The sequence below is a fragment of the Phenylobacterium sp. genome (assembly GCF_030693405.1).
Taxonomy (GTDB): domain Bacteria; phylum Pseudomonadota; class Alphaproteobacteria; order Caulobacterales; family Caulobacteraceae; genus Phenylobacterium.
Genome location: NZ_JAUYAW010000036.1, coordinates 1 through 15,820, shown reverse-complemented (window position 1 = coordinate 15,820; position 15,820 = coordinate 1). Strand labels below are relative to the sequence as shown.

Genomic DNA, 15,820 nt, shown 5'->3' with positions numbered 1-15,820 from the left:
GGGCTAGTCCGGAACAAAGAGGTTGCGTTGACCCTCGGGGGCAGGCCCCACCCTACCCGTCCGCCCGACGGATTCCACCGCCTCCAGGCTTTCGAGAACGGCGGGATCAGCGGGGGTGTGGGCGACGAAGCGTCGGTCGGCCTCGTCGCGGCCCACCACAATCCCCATCAGATAGCCCTCGCGGCCATGAACGACGGTATAGGTCTCGATCACAGCGCGACCCTGAGGGGTCTCTGTGACAACCGGATGCGGCAGGGCGTCGATCTCCCGCTGGATGACCGCCGGGTCCTGGCGCTCGAACGGGGTTTTCGGGGGTCGGCAGGAATAGACGCCGGTGGACTGCTTGGTCAGAAACCAGCCATTGGCCGTGACCAGACCATAGTCTTCCCGGGCCGCCCGCAGCCGCTGCATCATCACGGCGATGGAGTGCATGGCGTAGTTGTTCCCCGGCCCCCCGGCATAGGGCAGCCCGCCGGTGACCGTCAGCCCCCGGGGATCATCCAGGGCCAGCCCCAGCTCCTCCGCGCCGATCTCCACGGCCACGGGGAAGCAGGAATAGAGATCGATGATCCCGATGTCGGAGAGCCCGATCCCGGCCATCTCCAGAGCGCGCGCGCCGGTCAGGCGCATGGCGGGACTGGAATGGAAGTTCTGGCGATCCAGGGGATACCAGAGGTCGGCGGCGTCGGCGCAGCCATGAAGATAGACCAGTTGGTCCTCGGCCACCCCCAGCTCACGGGCCTTGGCGAGGCTGGCCACAAGGACGCCCGCAGACTGGTCCACGTCCATGATGGCGTTGAGATACTTGGTGTAGGGGAAACCGACCATGCGGTTGCGGTCGGTGACCGTCACCAGCTCATCAGCCGATCGCGCGATCGGGAACCAAGCCTCCGGATTGCGCGCCGCAACCTCGGTGAACGGGGCGAACAGGGCGCCCATTCGCGCCTGGTGGTCGGGGATGCTCCGCCCGTCCCTGGCGCGCAGGGCGTTCTCGAACAGCGGATAGGTGTTGATCGGCCGCCCGAGGCCGTGCCGGGCCTCATAGGGCGTCGCGCCGGGGCGCGGGTCGCCGATCCGCTCGGGCGCGGGGAGCTCCTGGTCTTCATTCCAGTCGTCGAAGCCAAACCCTCGGGTCATGCGCTTGGTGGCTGAGCCCAGGAACTCACAGCCGACCACCAGGCCAAGGCTGGTTTCGCCCCGGGCGACTCGCTCACAGAGCACGTTGATGAGCTGCTGGGGGCTGTTGCCGCCCATATGGGAATAGACTGACCAGTCCGGGGCGGCGCCCAAGGCCCTGGCGAGACTGGTTGGCGGATTGGTGCTGTGCGGCGTGGCCCGTCCGCCTCCCGGCGCATCGACCGTGAAGCCCACCACGGCCAGGCTGTCGATCCTCGCCAGCTGAGCCTCGCTGAGGCCGGCGTCGCGAGCCGCGGCGAGCGCCGCAATCTTCAGCAGTTGCGTGGGCGCCGGGGAAACCTGCGGCTCGCCCCGATATGTGAATTGTCCCGCCCCGATCAGAACTGGGGTTCTATCGTCCATGGCAACGCCTCCTCACCCAACTGCGCCGCGCGATCCTAGGGGCCTATCGGCGGCTCACAAGGCCATTTCCGCAGCGCACAACCATTGGGCGCCGTCTGCCTATTTCGCGCGCACCCGGCGATTTCGCAGCCCCGCGCCAAACTCCTGGCGAGGCGCCCTCTTGTCGCCCCGCGGCCCGGCATGCTCCGTCCCTTTCACCCCCTTTGAGCAGGGCGGCGCGTTCAGTCCGACGAGGCCCCATGAAGAAGATCGAAGCCGTCATTAAGCCGTTCAAGCTCGACGAGGTGAAGGAAGCCCTTCAGGAACTGGGCGTGCAGGGCATGACCGTGCTTGAGGCCAAGGGCTATGGACGGCAGAAGGGGCAGACGGAGCTGTACCGCGGCGCTGAATATGTCGTGGACTTCCTGCCCAAGATTAAGATCGAGGTGGTGGTCGCCGACGACCAGCTCGATAGCGCCCTTGAGGCAATCACCACCGCGGCGCGCACGGGCCGCATCGGAGACGGGAAGATCTTCGTCTCCGAGATCATTGAGGTTCTGCGCATTCGCACCGGTGAAACCGGCGCGCTTGCGGTTTGACGTTCTGACCTATCACGCGAGTTAGGGGATAACCGCCATGACTACCGCCAAAGACATCCTGGATATGATCGCTGAGAAGGACGTCAAATATGTCGACGTTCGCTTCACCGACATCCGCGGCAAGATGCAGCATGTGACGTTCGACATCGACCTGGTCGATGACGACTTCCTGACCGACGGCACCATGTTCGACGGCTCGTCGATCGTCGGCTGGAAGGCCATCAACGAGTCCGACATGAAGCTGCGTCCGGACCTGAACTCGGCCTATATTGACCCCTTCTATCAGCAGACGACGCTCTGCCTGTTCTGCGACGTGCTGAACCCCGACACCAACACCCCCTACAACCGCGACCCGCGCTCCATCGCCAAGGCGGCCCTGAACTATGTGAAGTCGGCGGGCATCGGCGACACCGTCTATTTCGGCCCCGAGGCCGAGTTCTTCCTGTTTGACGACGTTCGCTGGTCTACGGCCGGCCACAACACCGGCTACGCCTTCGACTCCACCGAACTGCCGGTGAACTCGTCCAAGGAATATGCCGAGGGCAATATGGGCCATCGGCCCGGCCCCAAGGGCGGCTACTTCCCGGTCAACCCCGTGGACTCCGCCCAGGACCTGCGCGGCGAAATGCTGGCCGTCATGGGCGAGCTGGGCATGCAGCCCGAAAAGCACCACCACGAGGTGGCGCCGGCCCAGCACGAGCTTGGCCTGAAGTTCTCCGATCTGCTGACCATGGCCGACCGGATGCAGCTCTATAAGTACGTCATCCACAACGTCGCCGCCGCCTACGGCAAGACCGCCACCTTCATGGCCAAGCCGATGTTCGGCGACAACGGCTCGGGCATGCACGTCCACCAGTCGATCTGGAAGGACGGCCAGCCCATGTTCGCCGGCGACAAGTATGCCGGCCTGTCGCAGGACTGCCTCTGGTACATCGGCGGCATCATCAAGCACGCCAAGGCCATCAACGCCTTCGCCAACTCCACCACCAACAGCTACAAGCGCCTGGTGCCCGGCTACGAAGCGCCCGTGAAACTGGCCTATTCGTCGCGTAACCGCTCGGCCTCCATCCGCATCCCGCACGTGGACTCGCCGAAGGCCAAGCGCATCGAGGCCCGCTTCCCCGATCCGATGGGCAACCCCTATCTGACCTTCGTCGCCCTGCTGATGGCTGGCCTCGACGGGATCGAGAACAAGATCGATCCGGGTCCGGCCATGGACAAGAACCTCTATGACCTGCCGCCGCGCGAGCAGAAGAAGGTTCCGGAAGTCTGCGGCTCCCTGCGTGAAGCCCTGGAGAACCTCGACAAGGACCGCGCCTTCCTCAAGAAGGGCGGCGTGATGGATGACGACTTCATCGACAGCTATATCGAGCTGAAGATGGAAGAGGTGATGCGCCTGCAACTGCATCCGCACCCCGTCGAATTCGACATGTACTACAAGTGCTAAGCCTCAACGCCTGAGGTTGGATTTGAGGGGCCGCGGCGCAAGCTGCGGCCCTTTTTCCGTTCAGGGCCCTACGCATTGATTTGTCTCGCCCCCCGATTCATACCGGGGCCTCCCGAATCGCCCCAGCTTCCGAGCCAATGTCCAAGGCCCCTCCCCAAGCCTCCCTCTTCGATGACGCCCTGAACCCGCCGGCCGCCTCGCCGCTGGCGCAGAGCCATGAGCCGCGCCCCAGCCCGCCGCCTCCGCCGCCGCCGGCCAGCAAGGCGCCTCAGGCCGGCGCGGACACGGCCGGGGGCTACTCGGCCAAGGACATCGAGGTCCTTGAGGGGCTGGAGCCGGTGCGCAAGCGGCCGGGCATGTATATCGGCGGCACCGATGAGCGGGCCCTGCACCATCTGTTCGCCGAGGTGCTGGACAACGCCATGGACGAGGCCGTCGCCGGCCACGCCAAGTTCATCGAGGTCAGCCTCGACGCCGACGGCTATCTCAGCGTCAAGGACGACGGTCGCGGCATTCCTGTCGATCCCCATCCCAAGCACCCGGGCAAGTCGGCCCTGGAAGTCATCATGACGGTGCTGCACTCGGGCGGGAAATTCTCCGGCAAGGCCTATGAGACGTCCGGCGGCCTGCACGGGGTCGGCGTCTCGGTGGTCAACGCGCTGTCGGAACTGGTCGAGGTGACGGCCTGGAAGGACGGCTTCGAGTGGCGCCAGGCCTTCGCCCGGGGCAAGCCGCTGGGGGCCATCGAGAAGGGCCAACCCAGCCGCAAGCACGGCACCATGATCCGCTTCCTGCCCGACCCTCAGATCTTCGGCGAAGGGGCCGCCTTCAAGCCCGCCCGGCTCTATCGGATGGCGCGCTCGAAAGCCTATCTGTTCGGCGGGGTGGAGATCCGCTGGAAGTGTGATCCCGCCCGGATCCAGGACCAGACCCCGGCGGAGGCGGTGTTCCGCTTTCCCAACGGCCTGGCCGACTATCTGGCCGAGCAGGCAGAGAAGCTCGAAACCGTGACGCCTGAGCCCTTCGCCGGACGCTTCACCCGCCAGGGCGAGGCCGGCGCGGTGGAGTGGGCGATCACCTGGACCGCCGAAGGGTTCGGCGAGGCCGACGGCTTCATGCGGTCCTACTGCAACACTGTGCCGACGCCCGAGGGCGGCACCCATGAGGCCGGCCTGCGCGCCGCCCTCACCCGCGGCCTGAAGGCCTACGCAGAACTGACCAATGAGAAGCGCGGGACCCTGATCACCGCCGAGGACGTGGTCGCCCAGGCCGGCGCCCTGATCAGCGTCTTCGTCAAGAATCCCGAGTTCCAGGGCCAGACCAAGGAGCGCCTGTCCTCCAGCGACGCCCAGCGCCTGGTGGAGGCCGCCCTGCGCGACCCCTTCGACCATTGGCTGACCGCCCAGCCCAAGGCCGCCAGCGCCCTGCTGGCCTTCGTCATCGAGCGGGCCGAAGAGCGGCTGAAGCGGCGCAAGGACCGGGACGTCGCCCGCGCTTCGGCGACCCGAAAGCTGCGCCTGCCGGGCAAGCTGGCCGACTGCGCCATCCAGGCCTCTGACGGCACCGAACTGTTCCTGGTGGAGGGCGATTCGGCCGGCGGCTCGGCCAAGCAGGCCCGAGACCGCCGCACCCAGGCCATTCTCCCCCTGCGCGGCAAGATCCTGAACGTGGCCTCGGCCGGCGCCGAAAAGCTGGGGGCCAATAAGGAGCTCAGTGACCTGATGCTGGCTCTGGGCGTACAGCCCGGGGCGAAGTTCAAGGAAGAGGACCTGCGCTACGAGCGCATCGTCATCATGACCGACGCCGATGTGGACGGCGCCCATATCGCCTCGCTGCTGATCACCTTCTTCTATCGAACCATGCCGGGTCTGATCCGGGCCGGCCGGCTCTTCCTCGCCCTGCCGCCGCTCTACCGGCTCAGCCACGGGGGCAAGACCGTCTACGCCCGCGACGACGCCCACCGCGAGGAGCTGCTGGCCACCGACTTCAAGGGCAAGAAGCCCGAGATCGGACGCTTCAAGGGCCTGGGGGAAATGATGCCCGCCCAGCTCAAGGAAACCACCATGGACCCGGCCAAACGCATCCTGGCCCGGGTCACCCTGCCGCGTTCGGAAGAGGCCGTAATCGACCTGGTGGAGGCCCTCATGGGACGCAAGGCCGAACTTCGCTTCCGCTTCATCCAGGAGAACGCGGAATTCGCCACCGAAGATCTCGATGTCTGAGACCTGCGGCGCCGCGCGAACAATCGGCGCCTCCATGCGGCTTAGCCGGGCGACATGCGTTGACTTGAAAGCGCTTCCGCCTATGTTCCGCGGCGCGCGTCGATCACGCCGCGCTTGTCGATCAGGGGCGCGACGTGACGCCCGCTGATCTTGATTTGCCGATGAATGACTGAATTTTCCTCTCTGGGCCTGTCGGATTCGACGCTGAAGGCCATCGCCGAAACCGGCTACACCGATGCGACTCCCATCCAGGAGGCGGCGATCCCTGTCGCCCTTGCCGGACGCGACGTCCTGGGTATCGCCCAGACCGGCACCGGTAAGACCGCGGCCTTCACCCTGCCGATGATTGATCGGCTGGCGGCCGGCCGCTCCAAGGCCCGCATGCCTCGCGCCCTGGTGATCGCCCCGACCCGGGAGCTGGCCGACCAGGTTTCGATGTCCTTCGAGCGGTACGCCAAGTACCACAAGCTCAGCTGGGCTCTGCTGATCGGCGGCGTCTCGTTCGGCGACCAGGAAGCCAAGCTCGACCGGGGCGTCGACGTGCTGATCGCCACGCCCGGTCGCCTGCTGGACCATTTCGAGCGCGGCAAGCTGCTGCTCACCGGGGTCCAGATGCTGGTGGTCGATGAGGCCGACCGCATGCTCGACATGGGCTTCATCCCCGACATCGAGCGCATCTTCAAAATGACGCCGCCCAAGCGTCAGGTGCTGTTCTTCTCGGCCACCATGCCGCCGGAGATCACCCGGCTGACCAAGCAGTTCCTCAATGATCCCACCCGGATCGAGGCGAGCCGCCCGGCCACCACCGCCGAAACCATCACCCAGTACATCACCGAACTTCCGGTCTCTGATTCCAAGGCCAAGCGCGCGGCGCTGCGCGCCCTGGCCGAGCGGGCCGATGTGAAGAACGGCATCGTCTTCTGCAACCGGAAGACCGAAGTCGACATCGTCGCCAAGTCGCTGAAGAGCCATGGCTTTGACGCCTCCCCGATCCACGGCGATCTGGATCAGGCGACGCGCACCCGGACGCTGGAGAGCTTCCGCAAGGGCGAGCTGAAGCTCCTGGTGGCTTCGGACGTGGCGGCCCGTGGCCTGGATATTCCGGCCGTCAGCCACGTATTCAACTATGACGTCCCTCACCACGCCGACGACTATGTCCACCGCATCGGGCGGACCGGGCGGGCTGGGCGGACCGGCGAAACCTATATGATCGTCACCCCCGCGGACTCCAAGTCCCTGGACAAGGTGCTGAAGCTGATCGGCCAGACGCCGCAGTTGGCGCCCCTGGACCTCGACTGGGCGAGCCTTACGGACGAGCGCGGCCGCAGCGGCGGCCGAGGCGCCTCCAGCCGCGACGGTCGCCGGGGCGAGTCCCGCGCGCCCGCCCGCGGCCGACGCCCGAGCCGTGACGACGCCGATCAGACCGCGCCCGCCCCTCCGGAAGCTGTCCAGGCGGTTGAAGCCGCGCCTGCGCCAACAGAGGCGCCGGCGGCCGAGGATCGTCCGAGAGCCCGGAGCCGCACGCGGACCCGCGCCCGGCCTGACCGAACCGCAGACCAGCCGGTTGAAACCGTCGTGGCCGCCCCGGAACCGGCGCCGCAGGACACAGCGGCGCCTGAGCCGGCTCCACGCCGCGCCCCGCGTCAGGCGGAACGTCCCATCCGGGGGGTCAAGGCCCGCGACGAGGCCGACGACAACCGCAATGGCGTCCGCGGATTCGGCGGCGACACGCCAGCCTTCCTTCTTCGGCCGACCCCGACCCGGGACGACTAGGATCTGCGACCGGCGGTATCGCCTTAACCGGTCGTTTGATTCTGGCCTTTAAGGTCACGCTCAAGGTGCGGGGGAAACCGTGGGGTCGGATGTCGGCCGCGGTGGGCAGGGAAGGCAGTCAATGTCTCATGAACTCGAGATACGGCTCAGGGGCCCGGAGGGCTTCGGCCTGGCCCGCAAGGCCATCGAAGAGATGGAACGCCATCGGATCTGGCCGACCTCCTTGAATTTCGAACTGTGGATCCATTTCCTCGCCGCACCCAATGCGCCGCTGGGCCAGGAAATGACCCGCATGCTCTCGGCAGGCACGGCGTTCACAGATCAGGTGAGCGAGGAGCTAGCGGCCCTTTACCTGCCCAAGGCCAAGCTCAATGAGCAGATACGCGACACTGGCGACCAGTTGAGCCGCGAACTGGCCTCCGTCTCGGCCGCCATCGACTCCGCCAAACAGTCCAGCAAGGCCTATGGCCTCACCCTGGCCACCGCCAGCCAGTCCCTGGCCGCTGAGAAAGACGTCGCCAGCCTGGAGGCGACGGTGAAGACCCTGGCCGGCGCCACCCAGCGTGTGCAGCTAGAGAATCAGTCTCTCGAAAAGCGCCTCAGCGAATCCAGCAGTGAAGTTGCGCGCCTGCGCGAGCACCTTGAGCTGGTGCGCCGGGAGGCCACCACTGATGGTCTGACCAACCTCGCCAACCGAAAGGCCTTTGACGAAGAACTCGAGCGGGCCTGCCTGGAGGCCGATGCCGGCCGCGGCTGCCTGACCTTGGCCTTGATCGACATCGACCACTTCAAGGGTTTCAACGACACCTGGGGCCACCAGACCGGCGACCAGGTCATCCGCTATGTGGCCAGCGTCATCGGCCGGGTGGGCGCCACCCCGCGGATGGCCGCCCGCTATGGCGGTGAGGAATTCGCGCTGATCTTCCCTAACGAGGATCGCCAGGCCGCGTCCGTGGCGCTCGAAGAGATTCGCGAAGAGATCGGGTCGCGGGTGCTGAAGCGACGCTCCACCAATGAAGATCTGGGCAACATCACCGTCTCGGCTGGCTTTGCCGAACGGCATCCCGGTGAGTCGGCCCACAGCTTGATGGAGCGGGCCGACGCGGCGCTATATGCGTCCAAGCATGGCGGGCGCAATCGCGTGAGCATGGCCGAACCCTTGTCCGACGCCGCCTGAGGATTGGCTCTGCCCCATTCCCTCCTTGGCTGACGCAACGTAGGTTCCTCCAGGATCGCAGTCCGCGCACCAGAGGAGTCCCATCATGGCCTACAGCAAGATCAAGACCTCGGTCTCCGACGGTGTGGCGGTGGTCACCCTTTGCGATCCGTCGACCCTCAACGCCGCTGGCCTTGACCTGATGGCCGAGCTGGACGACGCCATGGCGGGCTTCGCGGCGCCTGAATCCGGCGTCCGCTGCGTGGTCATCACCGGCGAGGGCCGCGGCTTCTGTTCGGGCGCCAACCTGACCGGTCGGGCCGATGCGCCCGCCGCCCAAGACCAGATGCAGGCCCAGGCGCGAGACTCCGGCAGCGCGCTGGAAACCGTCTACAATCCCTTCGTCACGCGCATGCGCGACTATCCGATCCCTATCGTGACCGCGGTGAACGGCGCGGCGGCCGGAATCGGCTGCTCCATCGCCCTGATGGGCGATCTGATCGTGGCCGGAGAGAGCGGCTATTTCCTGCAGGCCTTCCGTCGCATCGGGCTCGTGCCGGACGGCGGCGCCACCTATCTGCTGAGCCGGCTGGTGGGCAAGGCCCGGACCATGGAACTTACCCTCCTGGGCGAAAAACTGCCGGCGGCGACGGCCCTGCAGTGGGGTCTGATCAACCGCTGCGTGCCCGACGCCGAGCTGATGGACACCGCCATGGAGCTCGCCCAGGCGCTAGCCACCGGACCGCGTGCGCTTGGCTACATCCGCAAGCTGGTCTGGGACGGCCTCGACGCCGAATGGGCCGAGCAGCTGCACGCCGAACGGGTCGTTCAGCGCGAAGCCGGTCTGACAGAGGACTCCCGCGAGGGCGTCGTGGCCTTCCTGCAGAAGCGGCCGGCTCAGTTCCAGGGCCGCTGAGGCGCGGCCTAAGCCTCAGACTCGTCGGTCTGCGGCACGATGGTGACGCTCTCGCCACAGCCGCAGGCGTCGGTCTCGTTGGGATTGCGGAAGACGAACTTGGACGACAGGGCGGTTGTCTCGTAGTCCACCACCGTTCCGATCAGGAACAGCACGGCCTTGGGCTCGACCAGGATAGTCACGCCCTTGTCCTGCACCACCTCATCCATAGCGCCGGCGGTCTCGGCATATTCCAGGACATACTCCTGGCCCGCGCAGCCGCCGTTCTTCACGCCCACCCGCAGGCCCGCATAGGGCTTGTCGGCCCGGGCCATGATGTCGCGCACGCGGTCCGCCGCCGCCTCGGTCAGGGAGACGACCTGGGGCCTGGGGCGGCGGGCGCGGGGCGCAGGAGTGAGGTTCAAAGGTTCCATGATCAGGATATGGGGTCAGAACATGTTGAGTTGAAGCTTGGCTTCGTCGGACATCCGCGAAGGATCCCATGGGGGATCAAAAACCAGCTCCACAGTGCAGGATCGAATCTCCCCGATCTCCATCACCGCATCATGGACCCAGCCCGGCATTTCTCCGGCCACCGGGCAGCCCGGCGCGGTCAGGGTCATGTCGATGGCCACGTCCTTGTCGTCGGAAACGTCGACCTTGTAGATCAGGCCGAGCTCATAAATGTCGACCGGGATCTCGGGGTCATAGACCGATTTGAGCTTGTCGATCAGCTGATCGGTCAGCTTATCCAACTCGCCCTGGGACAGGGGCGTGGCGGCTGTGGTCGTGGCGGGGGCGTCATCCATGGCGTTCACGCGAAAAAGGTCTGAGTCTTGAAAAGGGCGGCGGCGAAGGCGTCAGCCTCAGCCTCGGTGTTGTAGAGGCCAAAGGAGGCCCGGGCGCTGGAGGTGACGCCAAACCGGCGCATCAGCGGCTCGGCGCAATGGGCGCCGGCGCGGACAGCGACCCCGTAGCGATCCAGGATCTGGGCCACATCGTGGGCGTGCGCCCCCTCCATGGTGAAGGACAGGATCGCGCCCTTGCCCGGCGCCTCGCCGATGATCCGCAACCAGTTGGCGCCGGAGAGCTGGTCGAGAACCCGGGCGTAGAGGGCCGCCTCGTGGGCGGCGATAGCCTCCCGATCAAGGCCGCTCAGCCACTCGATGGCCGCGCCCAGGCCGATGGCTTCGATGATGGCCGGGGTCCCGGCTTCAAACCGGTGGGGGGAGTCCGCATAGGTGATGGCGTCTTCCGTCACTGTGGCGATCATCTCGCCGCCCCCCTGATAGGGCGGCAGCTCGGCCAGCCGTTCGCGCTTCCCGTAGAGGACGCCGATCCCTGTGGGCCCATAGAGCTTGTGGCCGGAGAAGACATAGAAGTCGGCGTCCAGCGCCTTGACGTCCACCACCTGGTGAACGACCGCCTGGCAACCATCCACCAGGGTGAGCGCGCCAGCCGCCTTGGCCATGCCGATGATCTCGGCGGCCGGATTTACGGTGCCCAGCACATTCGACATGTGGCTGAAGGCCACGACCTTTGTGCGGGGCCCCATCATCTGGCCCATGGCCGCCAGATCGAGCTCGCCGGTCTCGGTGACGGGCGCGAACCGCAGCACGACGCCCAAGCGTTCGCGCAGGAAGTGCCAGGGGACGATGTTGGCGTGGTGCTCCATCTGGGTGAGCAGGATCTCGTCGCCGGCCTTCAGCCCCGCGCCCAGCCCTGCGGCGACCAGATTGATGGCTTCGGTCGCGCCCTTGGTGAAGACCACCTCATCGGTGTCCGCGCCGATGAACCGGGCCACGGAGGCCCTGGCCTGTTCGAACGCCTCGGTGGTCTCATTGGCCAGGGTGTGCAGACCCCGATGCACATTGGCGTAGGAGGTCTCCATGGCCCGGCTCATGGCCGAGATCACAGCCTCAGGCTTCTGGGCCGAGGCCGCGGAGTCCAGATAGACTAGGGGATGGCCGTTCACCTGCCGCTGCAGAATCGGAAACTCCGCGCGCACGGCCTCGACGTCGAACGCCATCAGCCCACCCGCCTCTTGGCGGCCCAGGCGCGGGCGACCTCGCGGGCGCCGTCATGGACGATGCGGTCGATGACCTCACCGATGAAGGCCTCGGTCAACATGGCCCGGGCCTCAGCCTCGGGGATGCCGCGCTGCTGGGCGTAGAAGAGGGCGTCCTCATCCAGGGCGCCGACCGTATTGCCATGCGCACAGGCCACGTCATCGGCGAAGATCAGCAGCTCTGGCTTGGCGTTGACCTCGGCCCGGTCGGACAGCAGCAGAGCGTGGTGCCCCATCCGCGCGTCGGTACGATCTGCCCCAGGGCTGACGGTGATCCGTCCCTGGAAGACGCCGCGCCCCTGGTCGGCCACCACGCCCTTGACCAGCTGGTCGGTGGTTCCGTCCGTTCCGGCGTGGTTGACCGCCGTGGTCAGGTCGGCGTGACGGCGGTCAGCGATCAGATAGGCGCCGTCCATCCGAACGGCGGCCGACTGACCTGGATGCTCGACCCGGGTTTCCAGGCGCTGGCGCCGCGCCCCGTCGGTCAGCACCGTCTGGGCGAAGCCCGCCCCAGGCGCCAGGCTGACGCTCGCGGTGCTGACGCTGACCCCCTCGGCGTGATCGCTTGCCAGGACGATGCGCTCGAGGCGGGCGCCCGTCTCCAGGCGGACGTTCAGGGCCGCATCGGCCAGATAGTCCGGCGCCTGGCCCTCATAGGATTCCAGCAGCGTCAGATGCGCTCCGGGGGCCAGACTGACGGCCAGCTTGATCCCATGCCCGGTGGCGGCCGTCGCGGAGACAAACCGGAGGCGAACCACCCTCGCCTCGCCCTCTGCCAGGGTGAGCAGACCTACGTCTCCCCACACCCGACCATTGACCACGAGCAACTCGGCCTGGCCCTCGTCGCCGAACGGGCCGGGTGACAGGTCGGCGCTCACCTCTGGGGACGGCGCCGGCAGTTCGCGGATCAGGCCACGCAGGTCAGTCCATCGCCAGTCTTCATCCCGACGGCTGGGGAGCTGAGAGAGGTCGCGCGCCTCAAGGGCCAGTGAGAGGGTCAAGCGGCCCTCGCATACTTGTCATAGCCTTCCCGCTCCAGCTCGTGAGCCAGTTCGGGACCGCCGGTGGCGGCGATGCGGCCAGCGGCCAGCACATGCACCTTGTCGGGGTGGATATAGTCCAGCAGGCGCTGGTAGTGGGTGATGACCAGCATGGCCCGATCAGGGCGGCGCAGGGCGTTGACCCCGTCGGCGACGATCTTCAGGGCGTCGATGTCCAGGCCTGAATCGGTCTCGTCCAGGATGAGCAGGCGAGGCGAAAGCATCGCCATCTGAAAGATTTCCATCCGCTTCTTCTCACCACCTGAGAAGCCGACGTTCAGTGGGCGCTTCAGCATGTCGAAGTCCATCTTCAGCTGGCCGGCGACCTCACGGGCCCGCTTCAGGAAGTCGGTCGCGCTGATTTCCGGTTCGCCGCGAGCCTTGTGCTGGGCGTTCATGGCCGTCCGCAGGAAGGTCATGGCCGGGACACCGGGGATTTCCAGCGGATACTGGAACGACAGGAAGACCCCGCGCGCAGCGCGCTCATTGGCTTCCAGGCTGAGCAGGTCCTCGCCGTCCAGCGTCGCGGTTCCGTCGGTGACCTCATAGCCCTGGCGGCCGGTCAGCACATAGGAGAGGGTCGACTTGCCGGCGCCATTGGGTCCCATGATCGCGTGGACTTCCCCGGCCGGCAGCTCAAGGCTCAGGCCCTTGAGGATTTCGGCGGCCTCGACACGGGCGTGCAGGTTTTTGATCGACAGCATCAGCGGGTCTCATCAGCCAGGAATTGCGCCATGATCAGCACTGCGTCCTCGACGCTTTCGGCGAACTGCTGCTTTCGTGGCGCAGCCGAGGTGGTGGCGTTGCGTTTGTCCGAGGCCGTCACGCTCACCTGACCATCCTCGAAATAGGCGGCGATCCGGTAGTCGGCGTGGTCGAGGGTCACCGTATAGCGACGGCGCTCGAGCCCGACGCCACGGCTCGCCAGAAACTCGCTGTCTCTGGCCAGGATCGCTTCCAGGCCTTCGGCGCGGGCCAGATCTTCCGCCTGTCGCTGCTGTTCCGCCGCTTCCCGGGCCTGGCGCTCGGCCTCCCGGCGGGCATGTTCGGCTTCGAATGCGGCTTTGAGAGTCATAGACAGGGTCCGAGCTTGATCATGGGTCATCCGACGGACCCTTCGAGTGAGATGGCGACGAGCTTCTGGGCTTCGACGGCGAACTCCATGGGGAGCTCCTGCAGCACGTCCTTGACGAAGCCGTTGACCAGCAACTGGACGGCCTCCTCCTGGGAAAGCCCCCGCTGCATCACATAAAAAAGCTGATCGTCCGACAGGCGGGTGGTGGTGGCCTCGTGCTCGAACACCGACTGGCCATTGCGCGCCTCGATATAGGGCACGGTGTGGGCCGCGCAGGTCTTGCCGATCAGCAGGCTGTCGCACTGGGTGAAGTTCCGCGCGCCCTTGGCCTTGGGATGGGCCGAGACCAGACCGCGATAGGTGTTGGACGATCTCCCGGCCGAGATGCCCTTGGAGATGATCCGCGAGCGGGTCCCTTCCCCCAGATGGATCATCTTGGTGCCGGTGTCGGCCTGCTGGCGGCCATTGGTGATGGCGATGGAATAGAATTCGCCAACGCTGTCCTTCCCGCGCAGGACGCAGGACGGGTACTTCCAGGTGATGGCCGAGCCGGTCTCCACCTGGGTCCAGGACACCTTGGAGCGGTCGCCGCGGCAGTCGGCGCGCTTGGTGACGAAGTTGTAGATGCCGCCCTTGCCGGTCTCGGGATCGCCTGGATACCAGTTCTGGACGGTGGAATATTTGATCTCCGCATCATCCAGAGTGACCAGCTCGACCACCGCGGCGTGCAGCTGGTTCTCGTCCCGCATGGGGGCCGTGCAACCCTCCAGATAGGAGACGTAGGCGCCCTCATCGGCGATGATCAGGGTCCGCTCGAACTGGCCGCTCTCAGCCGCATTGATGCGGAAATAGGTCGACAGCTCCATGGGGCAGCGGACCCCCGGCGGCACATAGACGAAGCTCCCGTCGGAGAAGACCGCGCTGTTGAGGCAGGCGAAATAATTGTCCGAAGCCGGCACCACCGTGCCCAGGTACTTCTTCACCAGCTCAGGATGCTCGCGCACCGCCTCGCTGAACGAACAGAAGATCACCCCGACGGCAGCCAGCTCCTTCTTGAAGGTGGTGACCACCGAGACGCTGTCGAACACCGCATCCACCGCGTATTTCGGCGCCCCCTGGACGCCGGCCAGGACTTCCTGCTCGCGCAGGGGGATGCCGAGCTTGGCGTAGGTGGCCAGGATTTCCGGATCCACCTCGTCCAGGCTCATCGGCCCGATCTTCTCTTTGGGCGCGGCGTAATAGTAGGAGTCCTGGTAGTCGATCCTGGGATAGTTGACCTTGGCCCAGTCCGGCTCGTCCATGGCCAGCCAGCGCTCATAGGCCGCGAGGCGCCACTCCAGCATCCACTCCGGCTCCTGCTTCTTGGCGGAGATGAAGCGGACAATGTCGGCGCTCAGGCCCTTGGGGGCGAACTCCTGGTCGACGCTGGTGATGAAGCCATGCTGGTAGCGCTCCAGGGCCTCGACAGAATCGACGGTCTTTTTGACGGCGGGCATTGTTCTTCCTTCAGGCCGCAGGCGCGCGACGGCGCGCGGCGTGGCGGTCGTAAGCCGTGATCCAGGCTTCGACCATGTGTTTCCAGTCCTGAGCCCCAGTGGACCAGCCGCCCGAGACGCGGATCGCCGCGCCAGCGCACTGATCCAGGCCCATGGCCAGGAGCACGTGACTTGCCTTCACCTTCCCCGAGGAACAGGCCGATCCGGCGCTGACCATGATCCCGGCGAGGTCCAGGGTCATGACCTGCAGTTCGGCCGGAAACCCCGGGGCGGCGATGCAAAGCGTGTTGGGCAGGCGCGGGGCCTGCTCACCAATGGCGACCGCACCGGCGGCGACCAGGGCCGCCTCGGCGGCGTCGCGCCACTCAGACTGGGCGGCCGCGGCGCTCATGTCCCGCTGGGCGGCTTCGGCCGCGGCGCCGAAGCCCGCCAGTCCGGCGACATTCTCGGTCCCGGCCCGACGGCCGCGCTCCTGGCCGCCCCCATGCAGCTGACGGACCAGGGTGACGCGAGGTCCGAAGGTCAGGGCCC

The 15,820-nt window shown here is 66.5% G+C and carries 15 protein-coding genes; 6 read left to right on the top strand and 9 right to left on the bottom strand.

Annotated elements, in window-relative coordinates:
- Positions 1–3: 3 nt before the first annotated feature.
- Positions 4–1,539: an acetyl-CoA acetyltransferase gene (locus Q8N19_RS06845; RefSeq protein WP_305588875.1), complete on the bottom strand. Its 1,536-nt coding sequence runs from the start codon at positions 1,537–1,539 to the stop codon at positions 4–6.
- Between the two features lie 239 nt (positions 1,540–1,778).
- Here Q8N19_RS06845 and Q8N19_RS06840 point away from each other — a divergent pair, with 239 nt between their 5' ends.
- The 6 genes from Q8N19_RS06840 to Q8N19_RS06815 all read left to right on the top strand — a co-directional run bounded on the left by Q8N19_RS06840 (position 1,779) and on the right by Q8N19_RS06815 (position 9,631).
- The gene (locus tag Q8N19_RS06840) at positions 1,779–2,117 is read left to right on the top strand and encodes a P-II family nitrogen regulator (RefSeq protein WP_293317003.1); all 339 of its coding nucleotides are present in this window, start codon (positions 1,779–1,781) and stop codon (positions 2,115–2,117) included.
- 37 nt (positions 2,118–2,154) lie between these two features.
- Positions 2,155–3,564: a type I glutamate--ammonia ligase gene (glnA, locus tag Q8N19_RS06835; RefSeq protein WP_305588873.1), complete on the top strand. Its 1,410-nt coding sequence runs from the start codon at positions 2,155–2,157 to the stop codon at positions 3,562–3,564.
- A 137-nt stretch (positions 3,565–3,701) separates the two neighbouring features.
- Complete coding sequence (parE, locus tag Q8N19_RS06830; protein ID WP_305588871.1) at positions 3,702–5,786, top strand: DNA topoisomerase IV subunit B; 2,085 nt, start codon at positions 3,702–3,704, stop codon at positions 5,784–5,786.
- 165 nt (positions 5,787–5,951) lie between these two features.
- Complete coding sequence (locus Q8N19_RS06825; protein ID WP_305588863.1) at positions 5,952–7,559, top strand: DEAD/DEAH box helicase; 1,608 nt, start codon at positions 5,952–5,954, stop codon at positions 7,557–7,559.
- A 121-nt stretch (positions 7,560–7,680) separates the two neighbouring features.
- Positions 7,681–8,736: a diguanylate cyclase domain-containing protein gene (locus tag Q8N19_RS06820; RefSeq protein WP_305588842.1), complete on the top strand. Its 1,056-nt coding sequence runs from the start codon at positions 7,681–7,683 to the stop codon at positions 8,734–8,736.
- A gap of 85 nt (positions 8,737–8,821) precedes the next feature.
- A complete protein-coding gene (locus Q8N19_RS06815) occupies positions 8,822–9,631 on the top strand; it encodes an enoyl-CoA hydratase/isomerase (RefSeq protein WP_305588835.1) in 810 nt (269 codons plus the stop codon).
- 8 nt (positions 9,632–9,639) lie between these two features.
- Here Q8N19_RS06815 and Q8N19_RS06810 read toward each other — a convergent pair whose 3' ends face one another.
- From Q8N19_RS06810 to Q8N19_RS06775, 8 genes are all read right to left on the bottom strand, one after another.
- The gene (locus Q8N19_RS06810) at positions 9,640–10,044 is read right to left on the bottom strand and encodes an iron-sulfur cluster assembly accessory protein (protein ID WP_305588827.1); all 405 of its coding nucleotides are present in this window, start codon (positions 10,042–10,044) and stop codon (positions 9,640–9,642) included.
- 15 nt (positions 10,045–10,059) lie between these two features.
- Positions 10,060–10,419, bottom strand: coding sequence for an SUF system Fe-S cluster assembly protein (locus Q8N19_RS06805; RefSeq protein ID WP_305588824.1), 360 nt, complete (start codon positions 10,417–10,419; stop codon positions 10,060–10,062).
- A gap of 5 nt (positions 10,420–10,424) precedes the next feature.
- Positions 10,425–11,639 (bottom strand): aminotransferase class V-fold PLP-dependent enzyme, encoded by a 1,215-nt coding sequence (locus Q8N19_RS06800; RefSeq protein ID WP_305588823.1) that lies wholly within the window; start codon positions 11,637–11,639, stop codon positions 10,425–10,427.
- Positions 11,639–12,679: a Fe-S cluster assembly protein SufD gene (gene sufD / locus Q8N19_RS06795; RefSeq protein WP_305588822.1), complete on the bottom strand. Its 1,041-nt coding sequence runs from the start codon at positions 12,677–12,679 to the stop codon at positions 11,639–11,641. Before sufD ends, Q8N19_RS06800 begins: the two co-directional genes overlap by 1 nt.
- Positions 12,676–13,422, bottom strand: a complete 747-nt coding sequence (gene sufC, locus Q8N19_RS06790; RefSeq protein WP_305588821.1) for a Fe-S cluster assembly ATPase SufC — start codon at positions 13,420–13,422, stop codon at positions 12,676–12,678. Before sufC ends, sufD begins: the two co-directional genes overlap by 4 nt.
- Complete coding sequence (locus Q8N19_RS06785; protein WP_305588820.1) at positions 13,422–13,793, bottom strand: hypothetical protein; 372 nt, start codon at positions 13,791–13,793, stop codon at positions 13,422–13,424. Before Q8N19_RS06785 ends, sufC begins: the two co-directional genes overlap by 1 nt.
- 26 nt (positions 13,794–13,819) lie before the next feature.
- Positions 13,820–15,289 carry a Fe-S cluster assembly protein SufB gene (gene sufB, locus Q8N19_RS06780; RefSeq protein WP_305588819.1) on the bottom strand — a complete coding sequence of 490 codons (1,470 nt, stop codon included), beginning with the start codon at positions 15,287–15,289 and terminating at the stop codon, positions 13,820–13,822.
- Between the two features lie 10 nt (positions 15,290–15,299).
- Positions 15,300–15,820, bottom strand: a 521-nt coding sequence (locus Q8N19_RS06775) for an aminotransferase class V-fold PLP-dependent enzyme (protein ID WP_305588818.1), incomplete at its 5' end; no start/stop codon positions are given.

Bases quoted from the DNA above. Each gene is read 5' to 3' on its own strand.
- Q8N19_RS06845 (WP_305588875.1), bottom strand. From the start codon at position 1,539: ATGGACGATAGAACCCCAGTTCTGATCGGGGCGGGACAATTCACATAT.
- sufC (WP_305588821.1), bottom strand. From the start codon at position 13,422: ATGCTGTCGATCAAAAACCTGCACGCCCGTGTCGAGGCCGCCGAAATC.
- Q8N19_RS06825 (WP_305588863.1), top strand. From the start codon at position 5,952: ATGACTGAATTTTCCTCTCTGGGCCTGTCGGATTCGACGCTGAAGGCC.
- Q8N19_RS06805 (WP_305588824.1), bottom strand. From the start codon at position 10,419: ATGGATGACGCCCCCGCCACGACCACAGCCGCCACGCCCCTGTCCCAG.
- Q8N19_RS06820 (WP_305588842.1), top strand. From the start codon at position 7,681: ATGTCTCATGAACTCGAGATACGGCTCAGGGGCCCGGAGGGCTTCGGC.
- glnA (WP_305588873.1), top strand. From the start codon at position 2,155: ATGACTACCGCCAAAGACATCCTGGATATGATCGCTGAGAAGGACGTC.
- Q8N19_RS06785 (WP_305588820.1), bottom strand. From the start codon at position 13,793: ATGACTCTCAAAGCCGCATTCGAAGCCGAACATGCCCGCCGGGAGGCC.
- sufB (WP_305588819.1), bottom strand. From the start codon at position 15,289: ATGCCCGCCGTCAAAAAGACCGTCGATTCTGTCGAGGCCCTGGAGCGC.
- Q8N19_RS06800 (WP_305588823.1), bottom strand. From the start codon at position 11,639: ATGGCGTTCGACGTCGAGGCCGTGCGCGCGGAGTTTCCGATTCTGCAG.
- Q8N19_RS06815 (WP_305588835.1), top strand. From the start codon at position 8,822: ATGGCCTACAGCAAGATCAAGACCTCGGTCTCCGACGGTGTGGCGGTG.
- Q8N19_RS06810 (WP_305588827.1), bottom strand. From the start codon at position 10,044: ATGGAACCTTTGAACCTCACTCCTGCGCCCCGCGCCCGCCGCCCCAGG.
- Q8N19_RS06840 (WP_293317003.1), top strand. From the start codon at position 1,779: ATGAAGAAGATCGAAGCCGTCATTAAGCCGTTCAAGCTCGACGAGGTG.
- parE (WP_305588871.1), top strand. From the start codon at position 3,702: ATGTCCAAGGCCCCTCCCCAAGCCTCCCTCTTCGATGACGCCCTGAAC.